This is a genomic window from Streptomyces sp. NPDC058371 (assembly GCF_042723265.1).
Lineage (GTDB): Bacteria > Actinomycetota > Actinomycetes > Streptomycetales > Streptomycetaceae > Streptomyces.
On sequence record NZ_JBHXJC010000002.1, the window covers coordinates 490,688 to 510,709 of the forward strand.

Sequence of the window (20,022 nt, forward strand, 5' to 3'; positions counted from 1 at the left end):
GGCGCGGGCGCTCACGCGGCGATCCGCTCGGCGCTCTCCGCGGTGATGCCCTTGGTGGAGGCGATCACGTTCTTCAGCTTCTTGGCGAGCGCCTCGTAGAACATGCTCAGCGGAAACTCGTCCGGAAGCACGTCGTCCACCAGCTTGCGCGGCGGCTGGGACAGGTCCAGGGCGTCCGGGCCCTTGGCCCAGCGGGAACCCGGGTGCGGGGCGAGGTACTGCGAGACCAGGCCGTAGGCGGCGAACCAGTGGACCAGCTTCGGGCGGTCGATGCCGGCCCGGTAGAGGTCCTCGATCTCGGCGCACAGCTGGTTGGTGACCTCGGGCGCGCGCTGCCAGTCGATGTGCAGCTTGTTGTCGGTCCAGCGGACGACATCGTGCTTGTGCAGGTAGGCGAAGAGCAGCTGACCGCCGAGGCCGTCGTAGTTGCGCACCCGCTCGCCGGAGACCGGGAAGCGGAACATCCGGTCGAACAGGACGGCGTACTGCACGTCACGGGCCTGCGGGACCCCGTCGGCCTGCAGCTTCACGGCCTCCTTGAAGGCGGTGAGGTCGCAGCGCAGCTCCTCCAGGCCGTACATCCAGAACGGCTGGCGCTGCTTGATCATGAAGGGGTCGAACGGCAGGTCGCCGTGGCTGTGGGTGCGGTCGTGGACCATGTCCCACAGCACGAAGGCCTCTTCGCAGCGCTTCTGGTCGCCGACCATCTGCTGGATCTCGGCGGGCAGTTCGAGCCCGAGGATGTCGACGGCGGCCTCGGTGACGCGGCGGAAGCGGGCGGCCTCGCGGTCGCAGAAGATGCCGCCCCAGCTGAAGCGCTCGGGAGCCTCGCGCACGGCGATGGTCTCCGGGAAGAGGACCGCGGAGTTGGTGTCGTAGCCCGCGGTGAAGTCCTCGAAGGTGATGCCGCAGAACAGCGGGTTGTCGTAGCGGGTGCGCTCCAGCTCGGCCAGCCAGTCCGGCCAGACCATGCGCAGCACGACCGCTTCGAGGTTGCGGTCCGGGTTGCCGTTCTGTGTGTACATCGGGAAGAGAACCAGGTGCTGAAGGCCGTCCTCGCGGTGCGCGGCAGGCTGGAAGGCCAGCAGCGAGTCGAGGAAGTCGGGCACCTGGAAGCCGGCGTCGGCCCAGCGGCGCAGGTCCTTCACGAGCGCCGCGTGGTACTCGGCGTCGTGCGGCACCAGCGGGGACAGCCGCTCCACGGCGTCTATGACCCGGCGTACGGCCAGCTCGGCGTCGGAGGCGTCCGGCGCGTCCTCGGCGTCGAAGTCGATGGAGCCGTCCTTGGCCTGCCACGGCCGAATCTCTTCCACCGCATCCTTGAGCACGGGCCAAGCCGGGTGTTCCACCACCCTGCCAAGGGGAGGAATCCGCTCCTCCGTACCCACCTGCTCAAGAATTTCCGTCATGACCCATCCTCCACGGGAGAAACTCGCGTATGGACACCGTATGCATGCGAGGTTCCTTCCCACAAGTGCAGGTCCGGCGAATTATCCTGCGCTACCCCCATCTTCACCGCTCTTTTTCCTGCCGGACACCGTAGATGCGACTACTTCCGCTATCCGCCGCTGAGCGTCGCGAGCGTCCGCGAGGAGCTCCGGGAAGCCGTAGAAGCCGTGGAACATGGCCGGATAGTGACTCTCGGTGACCTCGACGCCCGCTGTGCGCAGCTGCACGGCGTAGGCGTGACCCTCAGCACACAGGGGATCGAAACCGGCGGTGACGACATGCGCGGGCGGCAACCCGCGAAGTTCGGCCAGCGCAGGCGACGCGTGGGGGTGCGTGCGGTCGCCGTCGGGCCCGAAGTACTGCTCGGCGAACCACCGGCCGTGGGCCGCGGTCAGGAAGAGCCCCAGACCGTCGGCGAACGTCTTCTCGCGCCGCGCGTCGGTCACGGGATAGACCAGCACCTGGTGGGCGAGCGCGGGGCCGCCCCGGTCGCGGGCGATCAGCGCGGCCACGGCCGCCAGGTTGCCGCCCGCGCTGTCACCGGCGACGACCAGCGCACCCGGGTCCCCACCGAGTTCGTCCAGATGTGCCGCCGCCCAGCACACGGCGGCGTACGCGTCCTCGACGGCCGCGGGGAAACGCGCCTCGGGCGCGAGCCGGTAGTCGACGGAGACCACCGCCGCGGCGGCGTCCCGGCACAGCCCGCGCGCCATCGGGTCATGGCTGTCCAGGCCGCCGATCGTCCATCCGCCGCCGTGGAAGAAGACGACGGTCGGACGGGGCGCGGCTCTCTCCGGCCGACCGGGAGCCCCGGCGCCCGGGCTCGGCCCGGGGACGACCGCCGTCGCCGGCAGGTCGCGGGCGCTCCCCGGTTCCGGCAGGTAGATCCGTACGGGGATGTCCGGCGCCCCGGGCGGGCCGGGTACGACGCGGTCCTCCACGGAACCGACGGCCGGGGGTTCGAAGGGCCAGGCGGGTGCCGCGGCCAGGACCCGACGGGCCTCTGCCGCGTCGGTGACGGCGCCACCGAGGTCCGGGAAGTGGACCTTGATGGCGTCGACGAGGGCACGGACTTCGGGGGCGGGTTCGGCGGTCATCGCGTCACCTCTCGGCGGGGTCGGTGAACTGCTGTACCGGGTACGCCATATGACTAGTCGTCAGGAGATGAAGGGGCAAGGGAATCCGGCGGCGGGTCAACCCGCGCGGGACTCGCCCACCCCCGGGTGATCCGCCCGGGCTCCAGGGGCAGGTCCGCCAGGCACCGACCCCCATTCCCCGGCGTACGACCGGGTACATCACACGGCAGGACCATTAGGCTGCGGCCCTGCCGCGTGGATGCCCCGTCGGACTCCACGCCGGAGCCGAGCCGCCGTCGACGGAAGCGAGTTGAACCTTGAACTTCCTCACCATCGGTCATCGCGGAGTGATGGGTATCGCACCCGAGAACACCCTCCGTTCCTTCATCGCCGCCCAGCAGGCGGGCCTCGACCTGATCGAACTCGATCTGCATCTGAGCAAGGACGGCGCACTCGTCGTCATGCACGACGCCGACGTGGACCGTACGACCGACGGCTCGGGACCGATCGCCGAGAAGACCCTCGCCGAGCTGCGCACCCTGGACGCGGGGCACGGCGAGCGGATTCCCGTCTTCGAGGAGGTGCTGGACGCCGTCAAGGCGCCGCTGCAGGCGGAGATCAAGGACGTGGCGGCGGCCCGGGCGCTGGCCGAGGTCATGCACCGCCGGGACCTCGTGGCGCGGGTCGAGGTCCTCTCGTTCCACGACGGGGCGCTCGCGGAGATCGCCCGCCTCGTCCCCGGCGTCCGCACCGCCCTCGTCGCCAGCCGCTACGGCATCGATGTCGTGGACCGCGCCACCGCCGTAGGCGCCACGACGCTCGTCCTGAACATCCGCCGGCTGACCCTGGAGGTCGTCGAGTACGCGCGCAAGGCGGACCTGAGGATCATCGGCTGGGTGGTGAACACCCAGGACCAGTTGCGGCTGGTGCGCGCCCTGGAACTGGACGGTGCGACCACCGACTACCCCGAGATCAAGCGCACCGGCCGTTTCACGGCGTAGGGATCAGGCGAGCGGCTTGACCAGCAGCTCGAACTGCAGGTCGTCGCGCTGCGGAATGCCGAAGCTTTCGTCGCCGTACGGGAAGGGCGTCATCTTTCCCGTACGGCGGTAGCCGCGCCGCTCGTACCAGGCGATGAGGTCGTCCCGCACGGAGATCACGGTCATGTGCATCTCCGTGACGCCCCAGGTCTCGCGCGCGTGCCGCTCCGCCTCCGCGATGATCACCTTGCCCAGCCCCGCGCCCTGGAGCACCGGACTGACCGCGAACATCCCGAAGTAGGCGTGGTCACCGCGGTGTTCGAGCTGGCAGCAGGCGATGACCGAGCCGTCCCGCTCCACGGTCAGCAGCCGGCTGTCGGGCGACTTGATGACCGCGAGCACGCCGTCGGGGTCGGTCCGCTGTCCTTCGAGGATGTCCGCCTCCGTCGTCCAGCCGGTCCGGCTGGAGTCGCCGCGGTAGGCCGACTCGATCAGCGCGACGAGCGCGTCGACATCGGCGTCGGTGGCGTCGCGGAAGGTCAGTCCGTTGGGAGCGGTGTCCATGGAGCGGTTCCCCTGTTTCTGTGGCGCGGCTCGTGCTCCGACGAGACTAACCCGCCCTTAAGCTCCGGTTGCATGGTGCATGTACTGAGCAGCCGGACCCTTCTGCGACCCACCGACCCCGAGCGTTCCCGCGCCTTCTACGGCGACCAGCTGGGCCTCGCCGTCCAGCGCGAGTTCGGCACGGGCCCCGAACGCGGCACCGTGTACTTCCTCGGCGGCGGCTTCCTGGAGGTCGCTGGCCGCGCCGACACCCGGCCCTCCCCCACGCTCAAGCTGTGGCTCCAGGTCGAGGACGCGGCATCCGCGCACGAGGAGCTGACTGCCGCCGGCGTGGAGATCCGGCGCCCGCCGGTGAAGGAGCCCTGGGGCCTGATCGAGATGTGGATCGCGGACCCGGACGGGACCGAGATCGTGCTCGTGGAGATCCCTGCCGACCATCCCCTGCGGTACCGGCCGGGGATCTGAGGGGTACCGGTGGCCACGCCCGGGCCGGCGGGCATAGCGTGATCGCGGGGGTCCCTCGTCCGGAAGGTGACGTCATGAAGCTCGACAGGCCGGTGACCGGCGGGCCCTGCTGGACCGAGTTGGGGACGAGCGATCCGGAGGCGGCCAAGGAGTTCTACGCGGCGCTGTTCGGCTGGCGCCTCGAGACGGACCCGCGTCAGGAGGCGGGCGGCTACACGGTCGCGCACCTCGGCGACGCGTCGGTCGCGGCGATCTCCCCGCTCTACCAGCAGTCGCAGCCGGTCGCGTGGAACGTGTCGTTCGCGGTGACCGACGCGGACGTCGCCGCGGAGACCGTCGGCACGGCGGGCGGCACGGTCGTCCTCGGCCCGATGGACGTGTTCGACGTGGGCCGCTTCGCCGTGGCCTTCGACCCGGGCGGCGCCGCCTTCCAGCTGTGGCAGGCCCGTACGTTTCCGGGAGCCGGGCTGTTCAACGCGCCGGGCTCGCTCGGCTGGGTGGAACTGCTGACCCGCGCCCCCGAGCAGGTCGCCGCCTTCTACACGACGGTCTTCGGCTGGACGCTGAGCGCCTCGGAGCAGTACCCGCAGTGGGGCATCGACGGCGCCGACTTCGGGGGGCTGCTGGCGATGGACGACAAGTTCCCGCCCGAGGTGCCCTCGCACTGGCTCCCGTACTTCGCCGTCGAGGCCGTGGACACCACGGCGGACGCCGCCGTCGCGGCGGGCGGCAGCCTGCTGATGGAACCCACCTCGGTGCCGGACGGCCCGCGGATCGCCGTACTGAAGGATCCACAGGGAGCGGTCTTCGGCATCCACGTGGCGGGCGAGGAGGGGTAGGGCCTCCGGCGGACGGGTGGCGGACGGGTGGCGGGCACCCGACGCGCCCTCAGCCGCGGGGCGCCCCGAGCCGGCCCTCCAGCTGGCCGAGCAACTCACCGAGCAGAACGGCGAGTTCGTCCCGTCGGGCCGGATCGATGCCGGACAGGGCCGAGGTCTCGAAGGAGAGCTGCTCGGGGAGGATGCCGTCGACGAGGTCGCGGCCCTCGTCGGTGAGCCGGACGTGCGCCACCCGGCGGTCGCGGGTGTCCCCGCGGCGCTCGATCAGGCCCCGCTCGCTCAGCTGCTTGAGGCGCTTGGTGACCGCGGCTCCGGAGGAGAACGTCTCGCGGGCGATGTCACTGGGGGTCAGCTCGTGACCGGTGCGCCGCAGCGTGCCGAGGACGTCGAACTCGGGCCGGGTGAGTCCGGCGCGGCGCAGCGGGGCGTCCTCGGCCTGCTGGAGGAGGGCCGCGCTGCGGTTGATGCGGCCGATGATCTCCATGGGGCCGGTGTCGATGCCGGGATGCACCGCCTGCCACTGACGCACCACGAAGGCCATCGTGTCCACGGGCGCGGCCCGTCCGCTCCCGGAGTCCGCGGGCCCCGCCACCGGATGCCCAGGGGCGGCCTCGGGGTCCGCGGACCCGGCCGTGTCGCCCCCGGTCGCCGCCCGCCCGTTCGCTGCCGTCATGCCTGTGCGTCCTCCAAGAAGTGCCGTCCCTGCCGTCGTACCGTCGCCGCGAGCGTACGGTGTCCGGCCTGCTCAGCCATCATCACCCGGTCCTCGGGCAGGGCGCGCTGCCACCACTCGCCGGCGGCCGCGTCGGCGACGGCGCGCAGCTCGACGACGGCGGCGGCGAGGCCTCGGCGGGCGGACTCCAGGGCACCGGGCGCGGGGGTCTGCGCGGCCAGGACGCCCGCGGCGCGCTCGCGGGCCCGCTCGACGCTGTCGAGGGCCTCCTCGACACGGTCGCCGGCGCGCCGGTTGGTGACCGCGACCGCCGCGAGGAAGCCCACCAGCGCGCCGACGAGCGTGTCGAGCACCCGGTCGGCCATCAGCTCACCGGACCGCTGGTGGTGCGCGAACTCGGTGATGAGCAGCGCCATGGGAGTCACGCAGACGCTGCCGAGCCAGTAGTTCCGGCCGATCAGCGCCTCGGCGCCGAAGGTGAGGGCGAGGCAGCACAGGACGAGGGCCGACTGGCCGAGGTGGGCGAGCGGCACGACGGCCGCGAAGACCAGCACGCCGATCAGGTTGCCGACGACGCGCTGGACACCCCTGCTCCAGGTCAGGGTGACGTTGGCCTGGTAGAGCGAGGCCGCGGTGACCAGCGCCCAGTACGGCCGGCCGATGCCGAGGGCGAGCGAGACGTATCCGGCGAGGGCGCAGCCGACGGCGGTGCGCAGCGCGAGCGGGGCCAGCGGGCCGAGCCGGGCACTCAACGGCCTTACGGGGACGTCGAGTTCGGCCTCCACACCGAGCAGTTCGTCGTCGGCGTCCGGGTCGTCCACGCTCGGGATCGGCCGGGTGCCGCGCAGGTCCCGTGCCCAGGCCCGCAGCCGCTCCGGCTCGGCGTCGGCGGGCGCGGCGAGCGCGACCTCGGCGCGGACCACCAGTCGTTCCAGGGCGCGGCGGGGCGCGGACCGGGCGCCGGTGGAGAGCAGCGCCTGCCAGGCCGCGTGCACGGCGGCGGCCCCGGCGGCACGGGTCCCGGCGTGCTCGTCCCCGGTGCCGCGCGTCTCGGCGTACGCGGCGGCGGCGCCGAGTGCGTGTGCGGTGGCGCGCCGCTCGGGTCCGTGCGGCCGTACGAGTCCGGGTGCCATGCAGACCACCCAGGCCCAGGTGCCCGCGACGGCCGCCGCCGCCAGGTGCCCGGGGACCTGGCCGAGGGTCTGCGGCGCGAACAGGGACGCGGAGCTGATGAAGGTCAGGACGACATGTCCGGGCGGTCCGACGCGGGTGGCGTCGCACAGCGCCTTCTGCACGGCGGCCAGCAGGGCGCCGACAGTGACCAGCGCGACGGCGTCCGTGGTGAGCGACGCGGCGACCAGGGCGACGGCCAGGCCGCCGAGCATGCCGAGCACCACCCGGGCCAGCACCTGCGCCCGGGCGGCGTAGGGACGGTTGTGGGCGTAGAGGGCGCAGAGGGACCCGGCCATCGTGTACATCGCGAGATCGAGGCGCCCGAGCGCGAGCAGCGTGAGGTTCGGCGGAGCGACCGAGACGACGACGCTCGACGCGGGCTTGAACCAGATGTCGGAGGGCCTGCCGACCCGCAGCACCCCGGCGAGCGGGAGCCTGCGGAGGGGCGAAGAGGTGGGGGAAACGCTGCGCATACAGATTACCAGGTGTTTTACTCGTAAAAGATAGTCTCCGACCTGCGGTTCGCTCCCTCATGCTCCCCCGTGTACACCCTTGCGCTCGCTTGCGCACCGGCCGGGTGGGGCATGTCCTGACCGACTGTCCGACGCCGTCGAACGGGAGGTGCGCGGTGCACGGACCGGCTTCGCCCGGCTGGCTGCTCGTCGCGCTCTGTGCGGCCACCGGGGCCTACTGCCTGCTGCGCATGCGCAGTCCGGTCGAGGAACAGCGGCGCGCCGCGGGCGGTGAGGCGCTCATGGGCTTCGGGATGGCCGCGATGGCCGTCCCCGCGGCGGTGGCGGCGCCGCCGCGCTGGACCTGGCTGGCGTACACAGCTCTGTTCGGCGCGGCGGCCGTCCGCGCACTGTGGGCGGCTCGGTCCAATTCGCATCACCTGCACCATCTGGTCGGGGTGTGCGCGATGGCCTACATGGCGGCGGTGATGGCCGCCTCTCCCGGTCACCGGGAACACGGGGGCACCGGCGTGCCGTTGGTGACAGGAGCCCTGCTGCTCTACTTCACGGGATACGTGCTGTGGTCCGGGGCCAGACTGCTGCCGGTGACGGCGGTGGCCGGGCAACAGGGGGACGCGCCCGGCTGGGGCGACCGGCCCGAAGTGGCCCGGGCGTGCCGGTTGTCGATGGGGATCGCCATGGTCGCCATGCTGCTCACGCTCTGAGACCCGCAGGGCTTCGCACCCCGGGTCGCGCCGCGCCGCGAGGCACGTCTCGCTGATCCGTTGTGCGAACTGTAGAAAACCGTCGCGGTGGCTGTACGAACCGGCGGGCTCCAGTGCACGAACCCGTGGTGTACGTCACTTGCCGCGGCAGGCCGTATCCCCGGCGCGGCCCCGCTCATAGGCTTCGCCCCATGATGGTCCCCGCGGCACTGCTGCTGCTCGGCGCCTTGGCCGCCCTCGTCGCCCCGCGGCTGCTCGCCCGGGCCGACTGGCCGGACCGCGAACCGGTGGTGGCGCTGTGGGTGTGGCAGTGCGTGGTGGCGTCGGTCCTGCTCTGCTGTGTGCTGTCGATGACGCTGAGCGCGGCCGGTGCGTGGGTCGCGGTGCGCGGCCATGTGTTCGCCCCCGCGCCGCACTCCGTCGTGAACGCCTACGCGCTGAGCAGCAGCCCCTGGGCCGCCGCGACCGCCGTGGCCCTCGCGTGCGGCGGTGCCTGGACCGCGGCGATGCTGGCCCGCGAGATCGTACGGGCCCGGGCGCGCCGTCGCCGGCACCGCGCCGAACTCCTCGTACGGGCCCCGCTGTTGCCCGGCGAGGAGCCCGGCAGCGACCGTCTGGTGGTCCTGGAGGGCGAGCGCCCCGATGCCTGGTGGCTACCGGGGGCCGCTCCCCAACTCGTCATCACCACGGCCGCGTTGCGCCGCCTCGAAGGCCGCCGGCTGGATGCCGTCCTCGCCCATGAACAGGGGCACGCGCAGGCGCGGCACGACTGGCTGCTGCACTGTTCGGCCGCGCTGGCCAACGGGTTTCCGCAGGTGCCGGTGTTCGCCGCGTTCCGCGACGAGATGCACCGGCTGGTCGAACTGGCCGCCGACGACATGGCGTCCCGCCGCTTCGGCCGCCTCACCATCGCCCTCGCACTGGTGGAACTGAACGAGGACCGGGGCGTGTTCGGCCCCTGCCCGACGCCGCAGGCCCATGTCCCGCAGCGCGTCGACCGCCTCCTCACCCCGCCGGACCGGCTCACGGCGGCGCGCCGGCTGCGGCTGACGGCGGCCGGGACGCTGGTGCCGGTGATCCCACTGCTGGTGGCGTTCGTCCCGGGCCTGCGCGCCCTCGGCTGACGACCCGGCCTCTCCCGGCCCGGTACTGGCATAGAACCTCGTAAGTCGGCGAGGATCGCGGTATGCGTCCCCCGCCCGTCGACCCACCGTCCCGCACGCCGGCCCCGCGGACCGCCGCCCTGGTCGCACTGCTCCTCGCCGTGGCCTCCCTGGCGCTCCTGCTGCTGGTCGCGCTCTCCTGGCACCCGCTCCTCTCCCTCGACGGGGACATCGCGCGCACCACACATCGCTGGGCGGTCGACGAACCCGGCACCACCCATGCGTTCCGCATCCTGACGGACTGGGTCTGGGATCCGCTGACGATGCGGATCGTGTGCGCGGCCGCCGCCCTGTGGCTGGTGTGGCGACACTCCGCCTGGCGGACCGCCCTGTGGCTGGCGGCCGCCTGCGCGGTGGGCACCCTGCTGCAGCAGGGCCTCAAGGCGGCGGTCGACCGCCGGCGTCCCGTCTGGCCCGACCCCGTGGACTCCGCCCACTACGCCGCCTTCCCCTCGGGCCACGCCCTGACGGCCACCCTGGTGTGCGGACTGTTGCTCTGGCTGCTCCACCGGTACGGCGCCGGGCGGCTCCTGTGGTGGACCGCCGTGGCCGCGGCCGCCGTCTCCGTCCTGGGCGTCGGCCTCACCCGCATCTGGCTCGGCGTCCACTGGCCGTCGGACGTCCTGGGCGGCTGGCTCCTGGGCGCCCTGGTGGCGGCGCTCGCGGTGGCCGCGTACGAGCGGTGGGGCGCCCCGAGACTGCCCTGACCTGTGCCGCCGAGGTGTGCCTCCGTGCGGGCCGGGCGCTCTTGACCCGGGCGGTCGGCTCACCAAGGATCACCTTCCATGGCCATCAAGGGTGTGCTCTTCGACTTCTCCGGGACCCTCTTCCGTATCGAATCCAGCGAATCGTGGCTGCGGGCCGTACTGGCGGCGGCCGATGTCTCCCTGCCCGAGACCGAGTTGCTCGGCGCGGCCGTGGAGCTGGAGGCGGTGGGCGCGCTGCCCGGCGGGGCCACGCCGAGCCGGCCCCTGCCGCCGGGCATCGCCGAGCTGTGGGACATCCGGGACCGCAGCGCCGAGCTGCACCGGGCCACGTACACCGGGCTCTCCCGTCAGGTGACGCTGCCCGACCCGGGAATGCACGACGCGCTGTACGACCGGCACAGCACGCCGGATGCCTGGCGCCCGTATCCCGACGCTCTGGAGGTACTCGATGCGCTGCGCGAACGCGGGGTCGCGGTCGGAGTCGTGAGCAACATCGGGTGGGATCTGCGGCCGGTCTTCCGTGCGCACGGACTCGACGGCTGTGTCGGGACGTACGTGCTGTCCTACGAACACGGCATCCAGAAGCCGGATCCGCGGCTGTTCGCGACCGCCTGCGAGGCGCTCGGGGTCGCCCCGCAGGACACGCTGATGGTCGGGGACGACCGCCGGGCGGACGGGGGCGCGGCGGCGCTGGGATGCGGAGTGCACTTCGTGGACCATCTGCCCGTGGCGCGGCGGCCGGACGGGCTCCGCCCGGTGCTGGACCTGGTCGGCTGACGCAGGCCGGGCGCCTCAGCTCTGATAGCCCTCGACCTGGGACGACGGACGGACCCGGGCGTCGTCCGGATTCTCGCCGAACTCGGACTTCGCACGGCGCTGGCGCAGCAGATCCCAGCACTGGTCGAGGTCGCGCTCCAGCTGTCCGAGCCGTTCCTGTTCCGTGGTGCTGTCGATCTGCCCGGACGCCGCGGCCTCGCGCAGCCGCCGCTCGTCGTCCACCATCGCCGTGATCCTGGCCAGGATCTGTTCTTGATCCATGTCCGTACGCCTCCTCGGGACTTCTGCCCACTCTAGAGACGGTTCGGCGCCGCTGCGACAGCTGTGGACGGGCACGGCCCGCACCGGCGATATCCGAGGCAGGGCAGGACCCCCGCACGCCCGCCCTGGACGATCCCCCGCGTCGCCCAGGGCGGACGGCAGCCCGGAGGAGACCCACCGGGGGTCTGGACCGGACGCGTTGAGTATAGTTGGCTGGCAGCCAGTCAACGCAGGAGTTACAGCATGTCCCCGCGAAGCGCCTCGGTCAATGAAGAGTTGCGGCGGCGTTCCCGCGAGCGGCTTCTGCAGGCGGCTGCCGAGCTCGTCCGCGAGCGCGGATTCGAGGCCACGACACTCGGCGACATCGCGGACCGGGCGGGCTCTGCGCGCGGTCTTGTGTCGTACTACTTTCCCGGCAAGAGACAGCTGCTGCAGTCGGCCGTGCACCGCCTGATGCACCGCACCCTGGAAGAGGCGCTGGAGCGCGAACCGCACACCGACGACGGCCGGGAGCGGATGGCCCGCGCGATCGACGCGATTCTCGGCCTCACCCAGGACCACCCCGTCCTGATGCGCCAGCACATGGCCGGGATCCTGCATGCCGAGGGTTTCGTCCAGTGCCCGGAGCAGCAGCGGCTCGCGGAGCTGCTGCGGGACACCGTCGCCCGGTACGGCTCGCCCGACTCGGCCACCGACTATCCGATGCTGCGGGCGCTGCTCATGGGCGCGGTGTACTCGGCGCTGGTGCCCGGGGTGCCGATGCCGGTGCCGGTGCTGCGGGCCGAGCTGTTCAAGCGCTACCGGCTGGATCCGGCGATGGGTACCCCGCCGGACGCCGAGGCGCCCGGCGGGATGTTCGACCCGGATCTGTCACGCTTCTTCGCGGCCGGGAGCCGCGAGACCGATCCGCCGCCCGACCGGACCGTGGAGTCCGGCCGGGCGTGACAGTCCGGCGGATCGGGCCTGGCGGCGGCCCCGTGACGCGAAGGGATCCCCGTCACTCGACGTGGATCCGGTCAGTCGCAGTGGATCCGGTCGGTCGAATCAGTCCGGTCAGTCGAAGTAGTCCGGCTGCGTCTGGACGTTGAGCTCCCGCAGGTGGATCCGCTTCGCCGGGTCCGTGCGCCGGTCGCTGAGCTTCAGCACGTCGAAGCCCTTCACCAGGTCGTTCGAGTAGATGTAGCCGTTGTAGTAGTACGCCGACCAGGAGCCGCCGCCCGTGAGCCTGTCCGTGGTCAGCGGGCCGCGCTCGAAGTAGGCGATCTCCTTCGGCTTCGCCGAGTCCGTGAAGTCCCAGACCGAGATACCGCCCTGGTACCAGGCCTGGACCATGATGTCCTTGCCCTCGACCGGGATCAGCGAGCCGTTGTGGGCGACACAGTTCTCGGTGTCCGCCTGGTAGCGGGGGATCTTGTAGTAGCTCTTGAAGACGAGCTTGCGGTGGTCGCCCCTGCCGACGATGTCGTAGATGCCGTCGGCACCGCGGGTGGGTCCGACGGTCGCGTTGCAGGTGGCCGCGCCGCCGCCGCCCAGCTCGTCGGTGAACACGACCTTGTCGGCATCCTGGTTGAAGGTCGCCGAGTGCCAGAACGAGAAGTTCACGTTGTCCTCGACCTGGTCGATGACCTTCGGGTTCTCCGGGTCCTTGATGGAGAACAGGATGCCGTCACCCATGCAGGCGCCCGCCGCGAGGTCCTCGGAGGGCAGCACGGTGATGTCGTGGCAGCCGGTGGTCTTGGAGACCCCCGGGTTGGTGGGCCCGCCCGGGTTGCCGCCGCCGTCGGGTCCCTCACCGGGGAACAGGACAGGGAAGTTCACCACGGCCGCCTTCTCGGGGGCCTTGCGCGGGACCTTGATGACCGAGATGCCGTCGTGCGGCGGCTGGCAGTCGGGGAACGTGGCGTTCGGCGAGTACGAGGACACGTAGACGTAGACGTTCTTGCGCTCCGGCACCAGCGTGTGGGTGTGCGAACCGCAGGCGGTCTCGACGGCGGCGACGTACTTCGGGTTCGCCTTGTCGCTGATGTCGAAGACCTTCATGCCCTCCCACGAGGACTTCTCGGTCACGGGCTGGGTCGTGCTGCTGCACGAGTTGTCGCTCCGCGAGGAGTCGGTGGAGAGGAAGAGCAGGTCACCCGAGACGGAGACGTCGTTCTGCGAGCCGGGGCAGAGCACCTGCGCGACGGTCTCGGGCGCCTTGGGGTTGCTGATGTCGAAGATGCGGAAGCCGTCGTAGTTGCCGGCGAACGCGTAGTGGCCCTGGAAGGCCAGGTCCGAATTGGTGCCGAGGAGTGCTTCCTTGGGGATGTTGGCCAGGTGCGTGATGTTGTCGGAGTGGACGATCTCGTCCTGTCCGGGTATCTCGCCGGCCGTGATCGCCGCCCGCACCTCGGCGGCCTCGCTCTTGGAGACCTGCTCCTGTGCGGCGGGGCCGTCCCCGGGGTCGGGGGTCGCGGCCGCCGGGCCGGCCGTGAGCAGCGCGGCCAGGAGCCCGGCCGCGGCTGCGGCAACTCCCAGGCGTCTGTGCCGCGTTCGGGGATTGTTCAACAGGGTCACTGCGTCCTCCCTAGTCGCCGTCCGTGTTCGAACGGTTCACCGACCTCCGCAGTATCGTCTTCATCATGCACAGATCAACAGACGGCAACGGACTCGTAATGAAAGTTTTTGATCATTCGCGTGCGGAAGCGTGCTAGGACGGTCCTCGACACCAAGAGGCGTCCCTCAACCCGTGGGCCACAGGAGGTCGTTGTGCTCGTTCGCCGCACGTCCCGCGCATCCCTGGTCACGGCGTCCCTGGCGGCCGCCGTGCTCCTACTCGGGGCGTGCGACTCCGGCTCGTCCGACGCGGCTGCCAAGTCCCCGGCGAGCAGCGGTCCTTCGGTGATCGCGCCGGGAAAACCCGGTGAGGCGGCGGAGACGCTCTCCGCCCAGGACGCCCGGAAGCAGCGGCCCGACGACTCCCCCAACTCGGCCGACCTCACGTACGCACGAATGATGATCAAGCACCACACCCAGGCGGTCGAGATGACGCAACTCGTTCCGAAGCGGGCCGAGTCGAGTGCCGTGCAGCGGCTCGCCGAACGGATCGCGTCCGTGCAGGGTCCGGAGATCAAGGTGATGGAAAGCTGGCTCGCAACGCACGGCGGGCCGACGGAAAGCGCGGAACACCAGCACGACACCATGCCCGGCATGGCGACCGAGGCACAGCTGAAGAAGTTGCGCGCCGCCAAGGGGAAGGCGTTCGACGAGCTCTTCCTGAAGCTGATGATCACGCACCACGACGGGGCGATCACGATGGCCACCGACGTGAAGTCGCAGGGCAACAACGTCCAGATCGAGGAGATGGCGGACGACGTGATCGCCCAGCAGACCACCGAGATCGGCCGCATGCGCGCCATGTCCTGACACCGCCTACCGGCCTGACCTCCTTCACGTGGCCGGGACCATCGGCACACCGGCCGCACGCATCAAAACGGTCGGCCGGCGCCTCAACCGGCTTGATCAGCGCCGTACATGACGTGGCGTCAGAAATCCCGCGTCGCGCGCTCCGGCGATCAGTCTGAGCGCGCGCCGACGGCTGTGCCCGGTGGCCCGCATGACCGCGAACACGGGGTCCGCACCCTCCTCCTGCGCCGCGCGGTACTCCTCCGCGACGAGGCGCCTGCCTTCCGTGCCGCGCGGCCAGGCGGGCCGGGCGCGACGCGGCGGCACGTGCGGGCCCTCGCCGGACCCCGTGGACCGCGGCCCGGCGCCGCACGCGTCGGAGAGCGGCCCCTCGATCCACTCGGCGAGCACCGCCAGATCGTCGAGGGACAACGGCGGCCGCGCCTGTACGTCCTCGATCGAGACGCCCGCCCCGGACACCACGGCCAGCACGTCGACCCGGGCGCCGTCGCCGAATCCGAGCCGCACGTTGAACCACGACGTGGCGATCCCGTGCTCCCGCAGTTCCCACGCGGGCCACACGGACACCGCACCATCCGGTCGATCACGATCAGAAAGATTAAGAAAGGATGCTTCCAGCACATACGCAACGTAACCGCATGATCACATTCAATGCACAACGGCACGCATGCCGGACGCGGGCGCCGTACCCCGTCGGCCCAGGGCCGCTCCGCCCCCGCGCCCCCTCCCCGAGCGCTCCGTACGGTGCGATGCTGGAGCCACCAGCGATCTCCTCGGACCGTCCGGACGTCGAGAAGGAGTTCCGCCGTGCTGAATGTCGCCGTCGTCGGCTCGGGGCCCAGCGGGGTCTACACCGCCCAGAGCCTCGTCCAGCAGAGCGCGCTGCCCGACGTCAGGGTGGATGTGCTCGACCGGCTGCCGTCCCCGTACGGCCTGGTGCGCTACGGGGTGGCGCCGGACCACGAGAAGATCAAGTCGCTGCAGAACAATCTGCGCGCGGTCCTTGAGGACGAGCGGGTGCGCTTCCTGGGCGGCGTCCAGGTCGGACCCGGCGGGCTGCCGGCGACCCGGCTGCGGGAGTTGTACCACGCGGTCGTCTACTGCGTGGGTGCCGCCACCGACCGCCACCTCGGGATCCCCGGCGAGGAGCTGCCCGGCAGCTGGTCGGCCACCGAGTTCGTGTCCTGGTACAGCGCGCATCCGGACTCCACCTCCGACGGCTTCGTGGTCGGCGCCCGCTCGGCCGTGGTCATCGGCGTGGGGAACGTGGCCGTCGACGTGACCCGTATCCTCGCCCGCGGCGCGCCCGAGCTCAGCCCCACCGACATGCCCCAGGCAGCGCTCGCCGCACTCGCCGCGAGCGAGGTCGCGGAGATCCACATGGTCGGACGGCGCGGCCCGTCGCAGGCCCGGTTCACCACCAAGGAGTTGCGCGAGCTGGGCGCCCTGCCGGATGTCGACGTGGTCGTGGACCCGGAGGAGCTGGCGCTCGATCCGGGGTACGTAGACCCGTCGGCCCTGCCGGCCGCCCAGCGCCGCAATGTGGAGGTCATGCGGGCCTGGGCCGCCGCTCCCCCCTCGGGCAGCAACCGCCGGATCCGGCTGCGCTTCTTCCTGCGCCCGGCCGAACTGCTCGCCGACCAGGCCGGCGGCGGCCGCGTCGGTGCGGTGCGCTTCGAGCGGACGGCGCCCGACGGGCACGGCGGGGTGAGCGGCACGGGCCGGTACGAGGACATCGAGGCCCAGCTGGTGCTGCGCTCGGTCGGCTATCGCGGAGTGCCGCTGGAGGGACTGCCCTTCGACGCCGAGCGCGGCACGGTGCCGCATCTCGCGGGGCGGGTCCTGCGGGACGGCGTCGTCTCCCCGGGCGAGTACGTCGCGGGCTGGATCAAACGGGGTCCGACGGGGGTCATCGGCACCAACCGGCCGTGCGCGAAGGAGACGGTGACCTCACTGCTCGCGGACGCGCCCCAGCTCGTACGGCGGGACGTCGCCGACGACCCGCTCGCGGCGCTGCGGGCCGCCGGGGTCACGCCGGTCGAGTGGGCCGGCTGGCAGGCGATCGAGCGGGCCGAGGCGGAGCTGGGCGCCTCCCTGGGGCGGGGTGTGGTCAAGCTTCCCGACTGGGCGTCCCTGCTGGCCGCGGCCCGGACAGCAGCCTCGTAGCAGAGGCGGATCCGCTCCCGCGGGCAGGACACACACCGGCAACAATCCGGAAATCAACAAACTGTTCAAGCCCCTTACGGTCTCGTGCTGTCCGGACTTCTCCCCGCCCTCCGGACCTTTCCCGCTCGCCCGCCGCTCCTGGAGTGCCCATGGCCACGACCGCACCCGTGCATCCCGTCGACGAGGTCCCACCCGTACGCCAGTTGGCCGCCTTCGGTCTGCAGCATGTGCTCGCGATGTATGCGGGCGCGGTCGCGGTACCGCTGATCGTGGGCGGGGCGATGAAGCTGTCGCCCGCCGATCTGGCGTATCTCATCACCGCCGACCTGCTGGTGTGCGGGATCGCGACGCTGATCCAGTGCGTGGGTTTCTGGCGATTCGGGGTGCGGCTGCCGATCATGCAGGGGTGCACCTTCGCGGCCGTCTCGCCGATGGTGCTCATCGGGACGACGGGCGGCGGACTGCCCGCGATCTACGGATCGGTGATCGTCGCGGGTCTCACGATCGTGTTGCTGGCGCCCGTCTTCGGGAAGTTGCTGCGCTTCTTCCCGCCGCTCGTCACCGGCACGGTCATCCTGATCATCGGCGTCTCGCTGCTGCCGGTGGCCGGCAACTGGGCGGCCGGCGGCCAGGGTTCGCCGGAGTTCGGCGAGCCGAAGAACCTGGCGCTCGCGGGCTTCGTGCTGGCCGTGGTGCTGGGCATCCAGCGCTTCGCGCCGGCCTTCCTGAGCCGTATCGCCGTGCTGATCGGCATCGCCGTGGGCCTCGCGGTCGCGGTCCCGTTCGGCTTCACGGACTTCGGCGGAGTCGGGGACTCCGACTGGGTCGGGATCAGCACGCCGTTCCACTTCGGGGCACCGTCCTTCCACGCCTCGGCGATCATCTCGATGCTGGTCGTGGCGCTGGTGACGATGACCGAGACGACCGGCGACTTCATCGCGGTCGGCGAGATGACCGACCGGCCGATCCAGCCGCGCTCGCTCGCGGACGGTCTGCGCGCCGACGGACTCTCGACGGTCCTCGGCGGCGTGTTCAACACCTTTCCCTACACCGCGTTCGCGCAGAACGTGGGCCTCGTCGGCATGACCCGCGTCCGCAGCCGCTGGGTGGTCGCCGCCGCGGGAGGCATCCTCGTGCTGCTCGGTCTTTTGCCGAAGCTGGGTGCGGTGGTCGCGGCGATACCGGCGCCGGTGCTCGGCGGGGCGGGCCTGGTGATGTTCGGGACGGTCGCAGCGAGCGGGCTGCGCACGCTGTCCGAGGTCGACTTCAAGGGCAACGACAACCTGACCGTCGTGGCGGTCTCGGTCGCCGTCGGCATGCTGCCGGTGGGGGTGCCGACGGTCTATGCGAAGTTCCCGGACTGGTTCCAGACGGTGGTGAACAGCGGGATCAGCGCCGGCTGCCTGACGGCGATCGTGCTGAACCTGCTCTTCAACCACCTGTCGGGCAAGGCGGGTTCAGCGGCGAAGGCCGGGACCCCGGGAACCGCGAAGGCCGCGGAGAGCCCGCAGGGTGTTTCAGCCGGCGCCGAGCCGGTCGGCCTGTCGGGCGGCCGCGGCGAGGACACTGTCGAGGAAACCGGGGAACAGCGCGTCTAGGTCGTCCTTGCGCAGGCCGTTCATCTTGGCCGTGCCCCGGTAGATCTGCCGGATCACCCCGCTCTCGCGCAGCACCCGGAAGTGGTGCGTGGTCGTGGACTTGGTGACGGGCAGGTCGAAGTGCGAACAGGAGAGCTCGTCGCCGTCGGCGGCGAGCTCTCGCACGACCTGGAGGCGCATCGGGTCGGACAGCGCGTGCAGCACGCTCTCCAGGCGGATCTCCTCACTCGCGGGGTGCGGAAGATCCCGGCTGCTGCTGCCGGCGGGGGCGGCGGTCGTCACGGCGGCTCCAGTTCCTCGGGGCGGGCTTCCGGTCCGGCGACGTCTCCGGAGGGTCCCACCGCCGCCATTGTACGAGACCTCTCGTAGTTTGACATCTCCCGTACTACGATGCTTATCGTACGACCCGACACCGACCCCGTGACGAATGGAGTCCGCCGTGAGCGCGCTCTTCGAGCCCTACACCCTGCGCGACCTGACCATCCCGAACCGGGTGTGGATGCCCCCGATGTGCCAGTACTCGGCCGCACCCGAGGGGCCCTCTGTGGGTGCCCCGCACGACTGGCACTTCGCGCACTACGCGGCCCGCGCCGCCGGCGGCACGGGCCTGATCATCGTCGAGGCGACCGCCGTCTCCCCCGAAGGCCGCATCAGCCCGTACGACCTCGGCATCTGGAACGAGACCCAGGTCGAGGCGTTCCGCCGGATCACCGAATTCCTCAAGGCGCAGGGGACGGTGCCGGCCATCCAGCTCGCGCACAGCGGACGCAAGGCCTCCACCGACCGCCCCTGGAAGGGCGGCGCGCCGGTCGGTCCGGACGCGTACGGCTGGCAGGGGCTCGCGCCGAGCGCGGTGGCGTTCGATGAGCGGCACCCGGTCCCCAGCGAACTGACGGTCGCCGAAATCCGGGAGATCGTCGGCCAGTTCGTGGCCGCGGCCCGCCGGGCACTGGACGCCGGCTTCGAGATCGCCGAACTCCACGGCGCACACGGCTACCTCATCAACGAGTTCCTCTCGCCGCACTCGAACCGCCGCACCGACGAGTACGGCGGCTCCTACGAGAACCGCACGCGCTTCGCGCTCGAGGTCGTCGACGCCGTACGCGAGGTGTGGCCCGCCGACAAGCCGCTCTTCTTCCGCATCTCCGCCACCGACTGGCTGGAGGAGGGCGGCTGGAGCGCCGACGACACCGTCCGCTTCGCCGCGCAGCTGCACGAGCACGGGATCGACCTCCTCGACGTCTCCACCGGCGGCAACGCGTCCGGCGTACGCATCCCGGCCGGTCCGGGCTACCAGGTCCCCTTCGCCGCGCGGGTGAAGGCCGAGACACGGATGCCCGTCGCGGCCGTCGGCCTCATCACCGACGTCGAACAGGCGGAGAAGATCCTCGCCAACGACGAAGCCGACGCCGTGCTGCTGGGCCGCGAGCTCCTGCGCAATCCCTCCTTCGCACGCCTCGCGGCCCGCGAACTCGGCGGGGACGTGCACGTGCCGGACCAGTACCACCGCTCGGTCTGACCTCCGCCGTCCGACCACCGGGCGCGCCCT

21 protein-coding genes are annotated in these 20,022 nt (G+C 71.5%); 12 read left to right on the top strand and 9 right to left on the bottom strand.

The window, feature by feature from the left end; genetic code table 11:
* Nucleotides 1–11: 11 nt before the first annotated feature.
* Nucleotides 12–1,409 (bottom strand): DUF6421 family protein, encoded by a 1,398-nt coding sequence (locus ACFWM2_RS09795; RefSeq protein WP_383275467.1) that lies wholly within the window; start codon nt 1,407–1,409, stop codon nt 12–14.
* An 81-nt stretch (nt 1,410–1,490) separates the two neighbouring features.
* Nucleotides 1,491–2,546 (bottom strand): alpha/beta hydrolase fold domain-containing protein, encoded by a 1,056-nt coding sequence (locus ACFWM2_RS09800; RefSeq protein WP_383275470.1) that lies wholly within the window; start codon nt 2,544–2,546, stop codon nt 1,491–1,493.
* Between the two features lie 296 nt (nt 2,547–2,842).
* Here ACFWM2_RS09800 and ACFWM2_RS09805 point away from each other — a divergent pair, with 296 nt between their 5' ends.
* Nucleotides 2,843–3,526: a glycerophosphodiester phosphodiesterase gene (locus ACFWM2_RS09805; RefSeq protein WP_383275473.1), complete on the top strand. Its 684-nt coding sequence runs from the start codon at nt 2,843–2,845 to the stop codon at nt 3,524–3,526.
* A 3-nt stretch (nt 3,527–3,529) separates the two neighbouring features.
* On the opposite strand, the gene ACFWM2_RS09810 is transcribed toward ACFWM2_RS09805, so the two are convergent.
* Complete coding sequence (locus ACFWM2_RS09810; RefSeq protein ID WP_383275476.1) at nt 3,530–4,069, bottom strand: GNAT family N-acetyltransferase; 540 nt, start codon at nt 4,067–4,069, stop codon at nt 3,530–3,532.
* 72 nt (nt 4,070–4,141) lie between these two features.
* Here ACFWM2_RS09810 and ACFWM2_RS09815 point away from each other — a divergent pair, with 72 nt between their 5' ends.
* Both ACFWM2_RS09815 and ACFWM2_RS09820 read left to right on the top strand, forming a co-directional pair.
* Nucleotides 4,142–4,534, top strand: coding sequence for a VOC family protein (locus tag ACFWM2_RS09815; protein WP_383275479.1), 393 nt, complete (start codon nt 4,142–4,144; stop codon nt 4,532–4,534).
* A 74-nt stretch (nt 4,535–4,608) separates the two neighbouring features.
* Nucleotides 4,609–5,373 (top strand): VOC family protein, encoded by a 765-nt coding sequence (locus ACFWM2_RS09820; protein WP_383275482.1) that lies wholly within the window; start codon nt 4,609–4,611, stop codon nt 5,371–5,373.
* A 49-nt stretch (nt 5,374–5,422) separates the two neighbouring features.
* Here ACFWM2_RS09820 and ACFWM2_RS09825 read toward each other — a convergent pair whose 3' ends face one another.
* Nucleotides 5,423–6,046, bottom strand: coding sequence for a MarR family winged helix-turn-helix transcriptional regulator (locus ACFWM2_RS09825; protein WP_383275485.1), 624 nt, complete (start codon nt 6,044–6,046; stop codon nt 5,423–5,425).
* The gene (locus tag ACFWM2_RS09830) at nt 6,043–7,692 is read right to left on the bottom strand and encodes an FUSC family protein (protein ID WP_383275488.1); all 1,650 of its coding nucleotides are present in this window, start codon (nt 7,690–7,692) and stop codon (nt 6,043–6,045) included. The genes ACFWM2_RS09825 and ACFWM2_RS09830 overlap by 4 nt, the downstream gene beginning before the upstream one ends.
* A 155-nt stretch (nt 7,693–7,847) precedes the next feature.
* Between ACFWM2_RS09830 and ACFWM2_RS09835 the strand changes: the two genes are divergently transcribed.
* The 4 genes from ACFWM2_RS09835 (at nt 7,848) to ACFWM2_RS09850 (ending at nt 11,043) form a co-directional block, all read left to right on the top strand.
* Entirely contained in the window at nt 7,848–8,396 is a 549-nt protein-coding gene (locus tag ACFWM2_RS09835) for a DUF5134 domain-containing protein (RefSeq protein ID WP_383275491.1), read from the top strand.
* A 191-nt stretch (nt 8,397–8,587) separates the two neighbouring features.
* Nucleotides 8,588–9,520 (top strand): M56 family metallopeptidase, encoded by a 933-nt coding sequence (locus tag ACFWM2_RS09840; RefSeq protein ID WP_383275494.1) that lies wholly within the window; start codon nt 8,588–8,590, stop codon nt 9,518–9,520.
* A gap of 62 nt (nt 9,521–9,582) precedes the next feature.
* Entirely contained in the window at nt 9,583–10,266 is a 684-nt protein-coding gene (locus ACFWM2_RS09845) for a phosphatase PAP2 family protein (RefSeq protein WP_383275497.1), read from the top strand.
* A gap of 78 nt (nt 10,267–10,344) precedes the next feature.
* Nucleotides 10,345–11,043 carry an HAD family hydrolase gene (locus ACFWM2_RS09850; protein ID WP_383275500.1) on the top strand — a complete coding sequence of 233 codons (699 nt, stop codon included), beginning with the start codon at nt 10,345–10,347 and terminating at the stop codon, nt 11,041–11,043.
* Nucleotides 11,044–11,058: 15 nt separating this feature from the next.
* Here the strand turns inward: ACFWM2_RS09850 and ACFWM2_RS09855 are convergent, their stop codons facing one another.
* Nucleotides 11,059–11,304, bottom strand: a complete 246-nt coding sequence (locus tag ACFWM2_RS09855) for a DUF2630 family protein (protein ID WP_383275503.1) — start codon at nt 11,302–11,304, stop codon at nt 11,059–11,061.
* A gap of 243 nt (nt 11,305–11,547) precedes the next feature.
* On the opposite strand from ACFWM2_RS09855, the gene ACFWM2_RS09860 reads away from it, so the two are divergent.
* Complete coding sequence (locus tag ACFWM2_RS09860) at nt 11,548–12,249, top strand: TetR/AcrR family transcriptional regulator (protein WP_383275506.1); 702 nt, start codon at nt 11,548–11,550, stop codon at nt 12,247–12,249.
* Nucleotides 12,250–12,357: 108 nt separating this feature from the next.
* Here the strand turns inward: ACFWM2_RS09860 and ACFWM2_RS09865 are convergent, their stop codons facing one another.
* Nucleotides 12,358–13,860, bottom strand: coding sequence for an LVIVD repeat-containing protein (locus ACFWM2_RS09865; protein WP_383275509.1), 1,503 nt, complete (start codon nt 13,858–13,860; stop codon nt 12,358–12,360).
* 192 nt (nt 13,861–14,052) lie between these two features.
* Here ACFWM2_RS09865 and ACFWM2_RS09870 point away from each other — a divergent pair, with 192 nt between their 5' ends.
* Entirely contained in the window at nt 14,053–14,709 is a 657-nt protein-coding gene (locus ACFWM2_RS09870; protein WP_383275512.1) for a DUF305 domain-containing protein, read from the top strand.
* Nucleotides 14,710–14,805: 96 nt separating this feature from the next.
* Here ACFWM2_RS09870 and ACFWM2_RS09875 read toward each other — a convergent pair whose 3' ends face one another.
* Nucleotides 14,806–15,276 carry a DUF6214 family protein gene (locus tag ACFWM2_RS09875; protein WP_383275516.1) on the bottom strand — a complete coding sequence of 157 codons (471 nt, stop codon included), beginning with the start codon at nt 15,274–15,276 and terminating at the stop codon, nt 14,806–14,808.
* Nucleotides 15,277–15,516: 240 nt separating this feature from the next.
* Here ACFWM2_RS09875 and ACFWM2_RS09880 point away from each other — a divergent pair, with 240 nt between their 5' ends.
* A complete protein-coding gene (locus ACFWM2_RS09880; protein ID WP_383275519.1) occupies nt 15,517–16,875 on the top strand; it encodes an FAD-dependent oxidoreductase in 1,359 nt (452 codons plus the stop codon).
* 149 nt (nt 16,876–17,024) lie between these two features.
* On the top strand, nt 17,025–18,473 hold the full coding sequence (locus tag ACFWM2_RS09885; protein WP_383275522.1) for a nucleobase:cation symporter-2 family protein: 1,449 nt from the start codon (nt 17,025–17,027) through the stop codon (nt 18,471–18,473).
* On the opposite strand, the gene ACFWM2_RS09890 is transcribed toward ACFWM2_RS09885, so the two are convergent.
* Nucleotides 18,393–18,755, bottom strand: a complete 363-nt coding sequence (locus ACFWM2_RS09890) for an ArsR/SmtB family transcription factor (RefSeq protein ID WP_383275525.1) — start codon at nt 18,753–18,755, stop codon at nt 18,393–18,395. The genes ACFWM2_RS09885 and ACFWM2_RS09890 overlap by 81 nt on opposite strands.
* Before the next feature lie 157 nt (nt 18,756–18,912).
* Here ACFWM2_RS09890 and ACFWM2_RS09895 point away from each other — a divergent pair, with 157 nt between their 5' ends.
* Nucleotides 18,913–19,992: an NADH:flavin oxidoreductase/NADH oxidase gene (locus ACFWM2_RS09895; RefSeq protein ID WP_383275528.1), complete on the top strand. Its 1,080-nt coding sequence runs from the start codon at nt 18,913–18,915 to the stop codon at nt 19,990–19,992.
* Nucleotides 19,993–20,022: the final 30 nt, after the last annotated feature.

Coding starts and splice junctions, on each gene's coding strand:
- ACFWM2_RS09795 (WP_383275467.1), bottom strand. CDS start 1,409: ATGACGGAAATTCTTGAGCAGGTGGGTACGGAGGAGCGGATTCCTCCC.
- ACFWM2_RS09800 (WP_383275470.1), bottom strand. CDS start 2,546: ATGACCGCCGAACCCGCCCCCGAAGTCCGTGCCCTCGTCGACGCCATC.
- ACFWM2_RS09810 (WP_383275476.1), bottom strand. CDS start 4,069: ATGGACACCGCTCCCAACGGACTGACCTTCCGCGACGCCACCGACGCC.
- ACFWM2_RS09815 (WP_383275479.1), top strand. CDS start 4,142: ATGGTGCATGTACTGAGCAGCCGGACCCTTCTGCGACCCACCGACCCC.
- ACFWM2_RS09820 (WP_383275482.1), top strand. CDS start 4,609: ATGAAGCTCGACAGGCCGGTGACCGGCGGGCCCTGCTGGACCGAGTTG.
- ACFWM2_RS09825 (WP_383275485.1), bottom strand. CDS start 6,046: ATGACGGCAGCGAACGGGCGGGCGGCGACCGGGGGCGACACGGCCGGG.
- ACFWM2_RS09830 (WP_383275488.1), bottom strand. CDS start 7,692: ATGCGCAGCGTTTCCCCCACCTCTTCGCCCCTCCGCAGGCTCCCGCTC.
- ACFWM2_RS09840 (WP_383275494.1), top strand. CDS start 8,588: ATGATGGTCCCCGCGGCACTGCTGCTGCTCGGCGCCTTGGCCGCCCTC.
- ACFWM2_RS09845 (WP_383275497.1), top strand. CDS start 9,583: ATGCGTCCCCCGCCCGTCGACCCACCGTCCCGCACGCCGGCCCCGCGG.
- ACFWM2_RS09850 (WP_383275500.1), top strand. CDS start 10,345: ATGGCCATCAAGGGTGTGCTCTTCGACTTCTCCGGGACCCTCTTCCGT.
- ACFWM2_RS09855 (WP_383275503.1), bottom strand. CDS start 11,304: ATGGATCAAGAACAGATCCTGGCCAGGATCACGGCGATGGTGGACGAC.
- ACFWM2_RS09860 (WP_383275506.1), top strand. CDS start 11,548: ATGTCCCCGCGAAGCGCCTCGGTCAATGAAGAGTTGCGGCGGCGTTCC.
- ACFWM2_RS09885 (WP_383275522.1), top strand. CDS start 17,025: ATGGCCACGACCGCACCCGTGCATCCCGTCGACGAGGTCCCACCCGTA.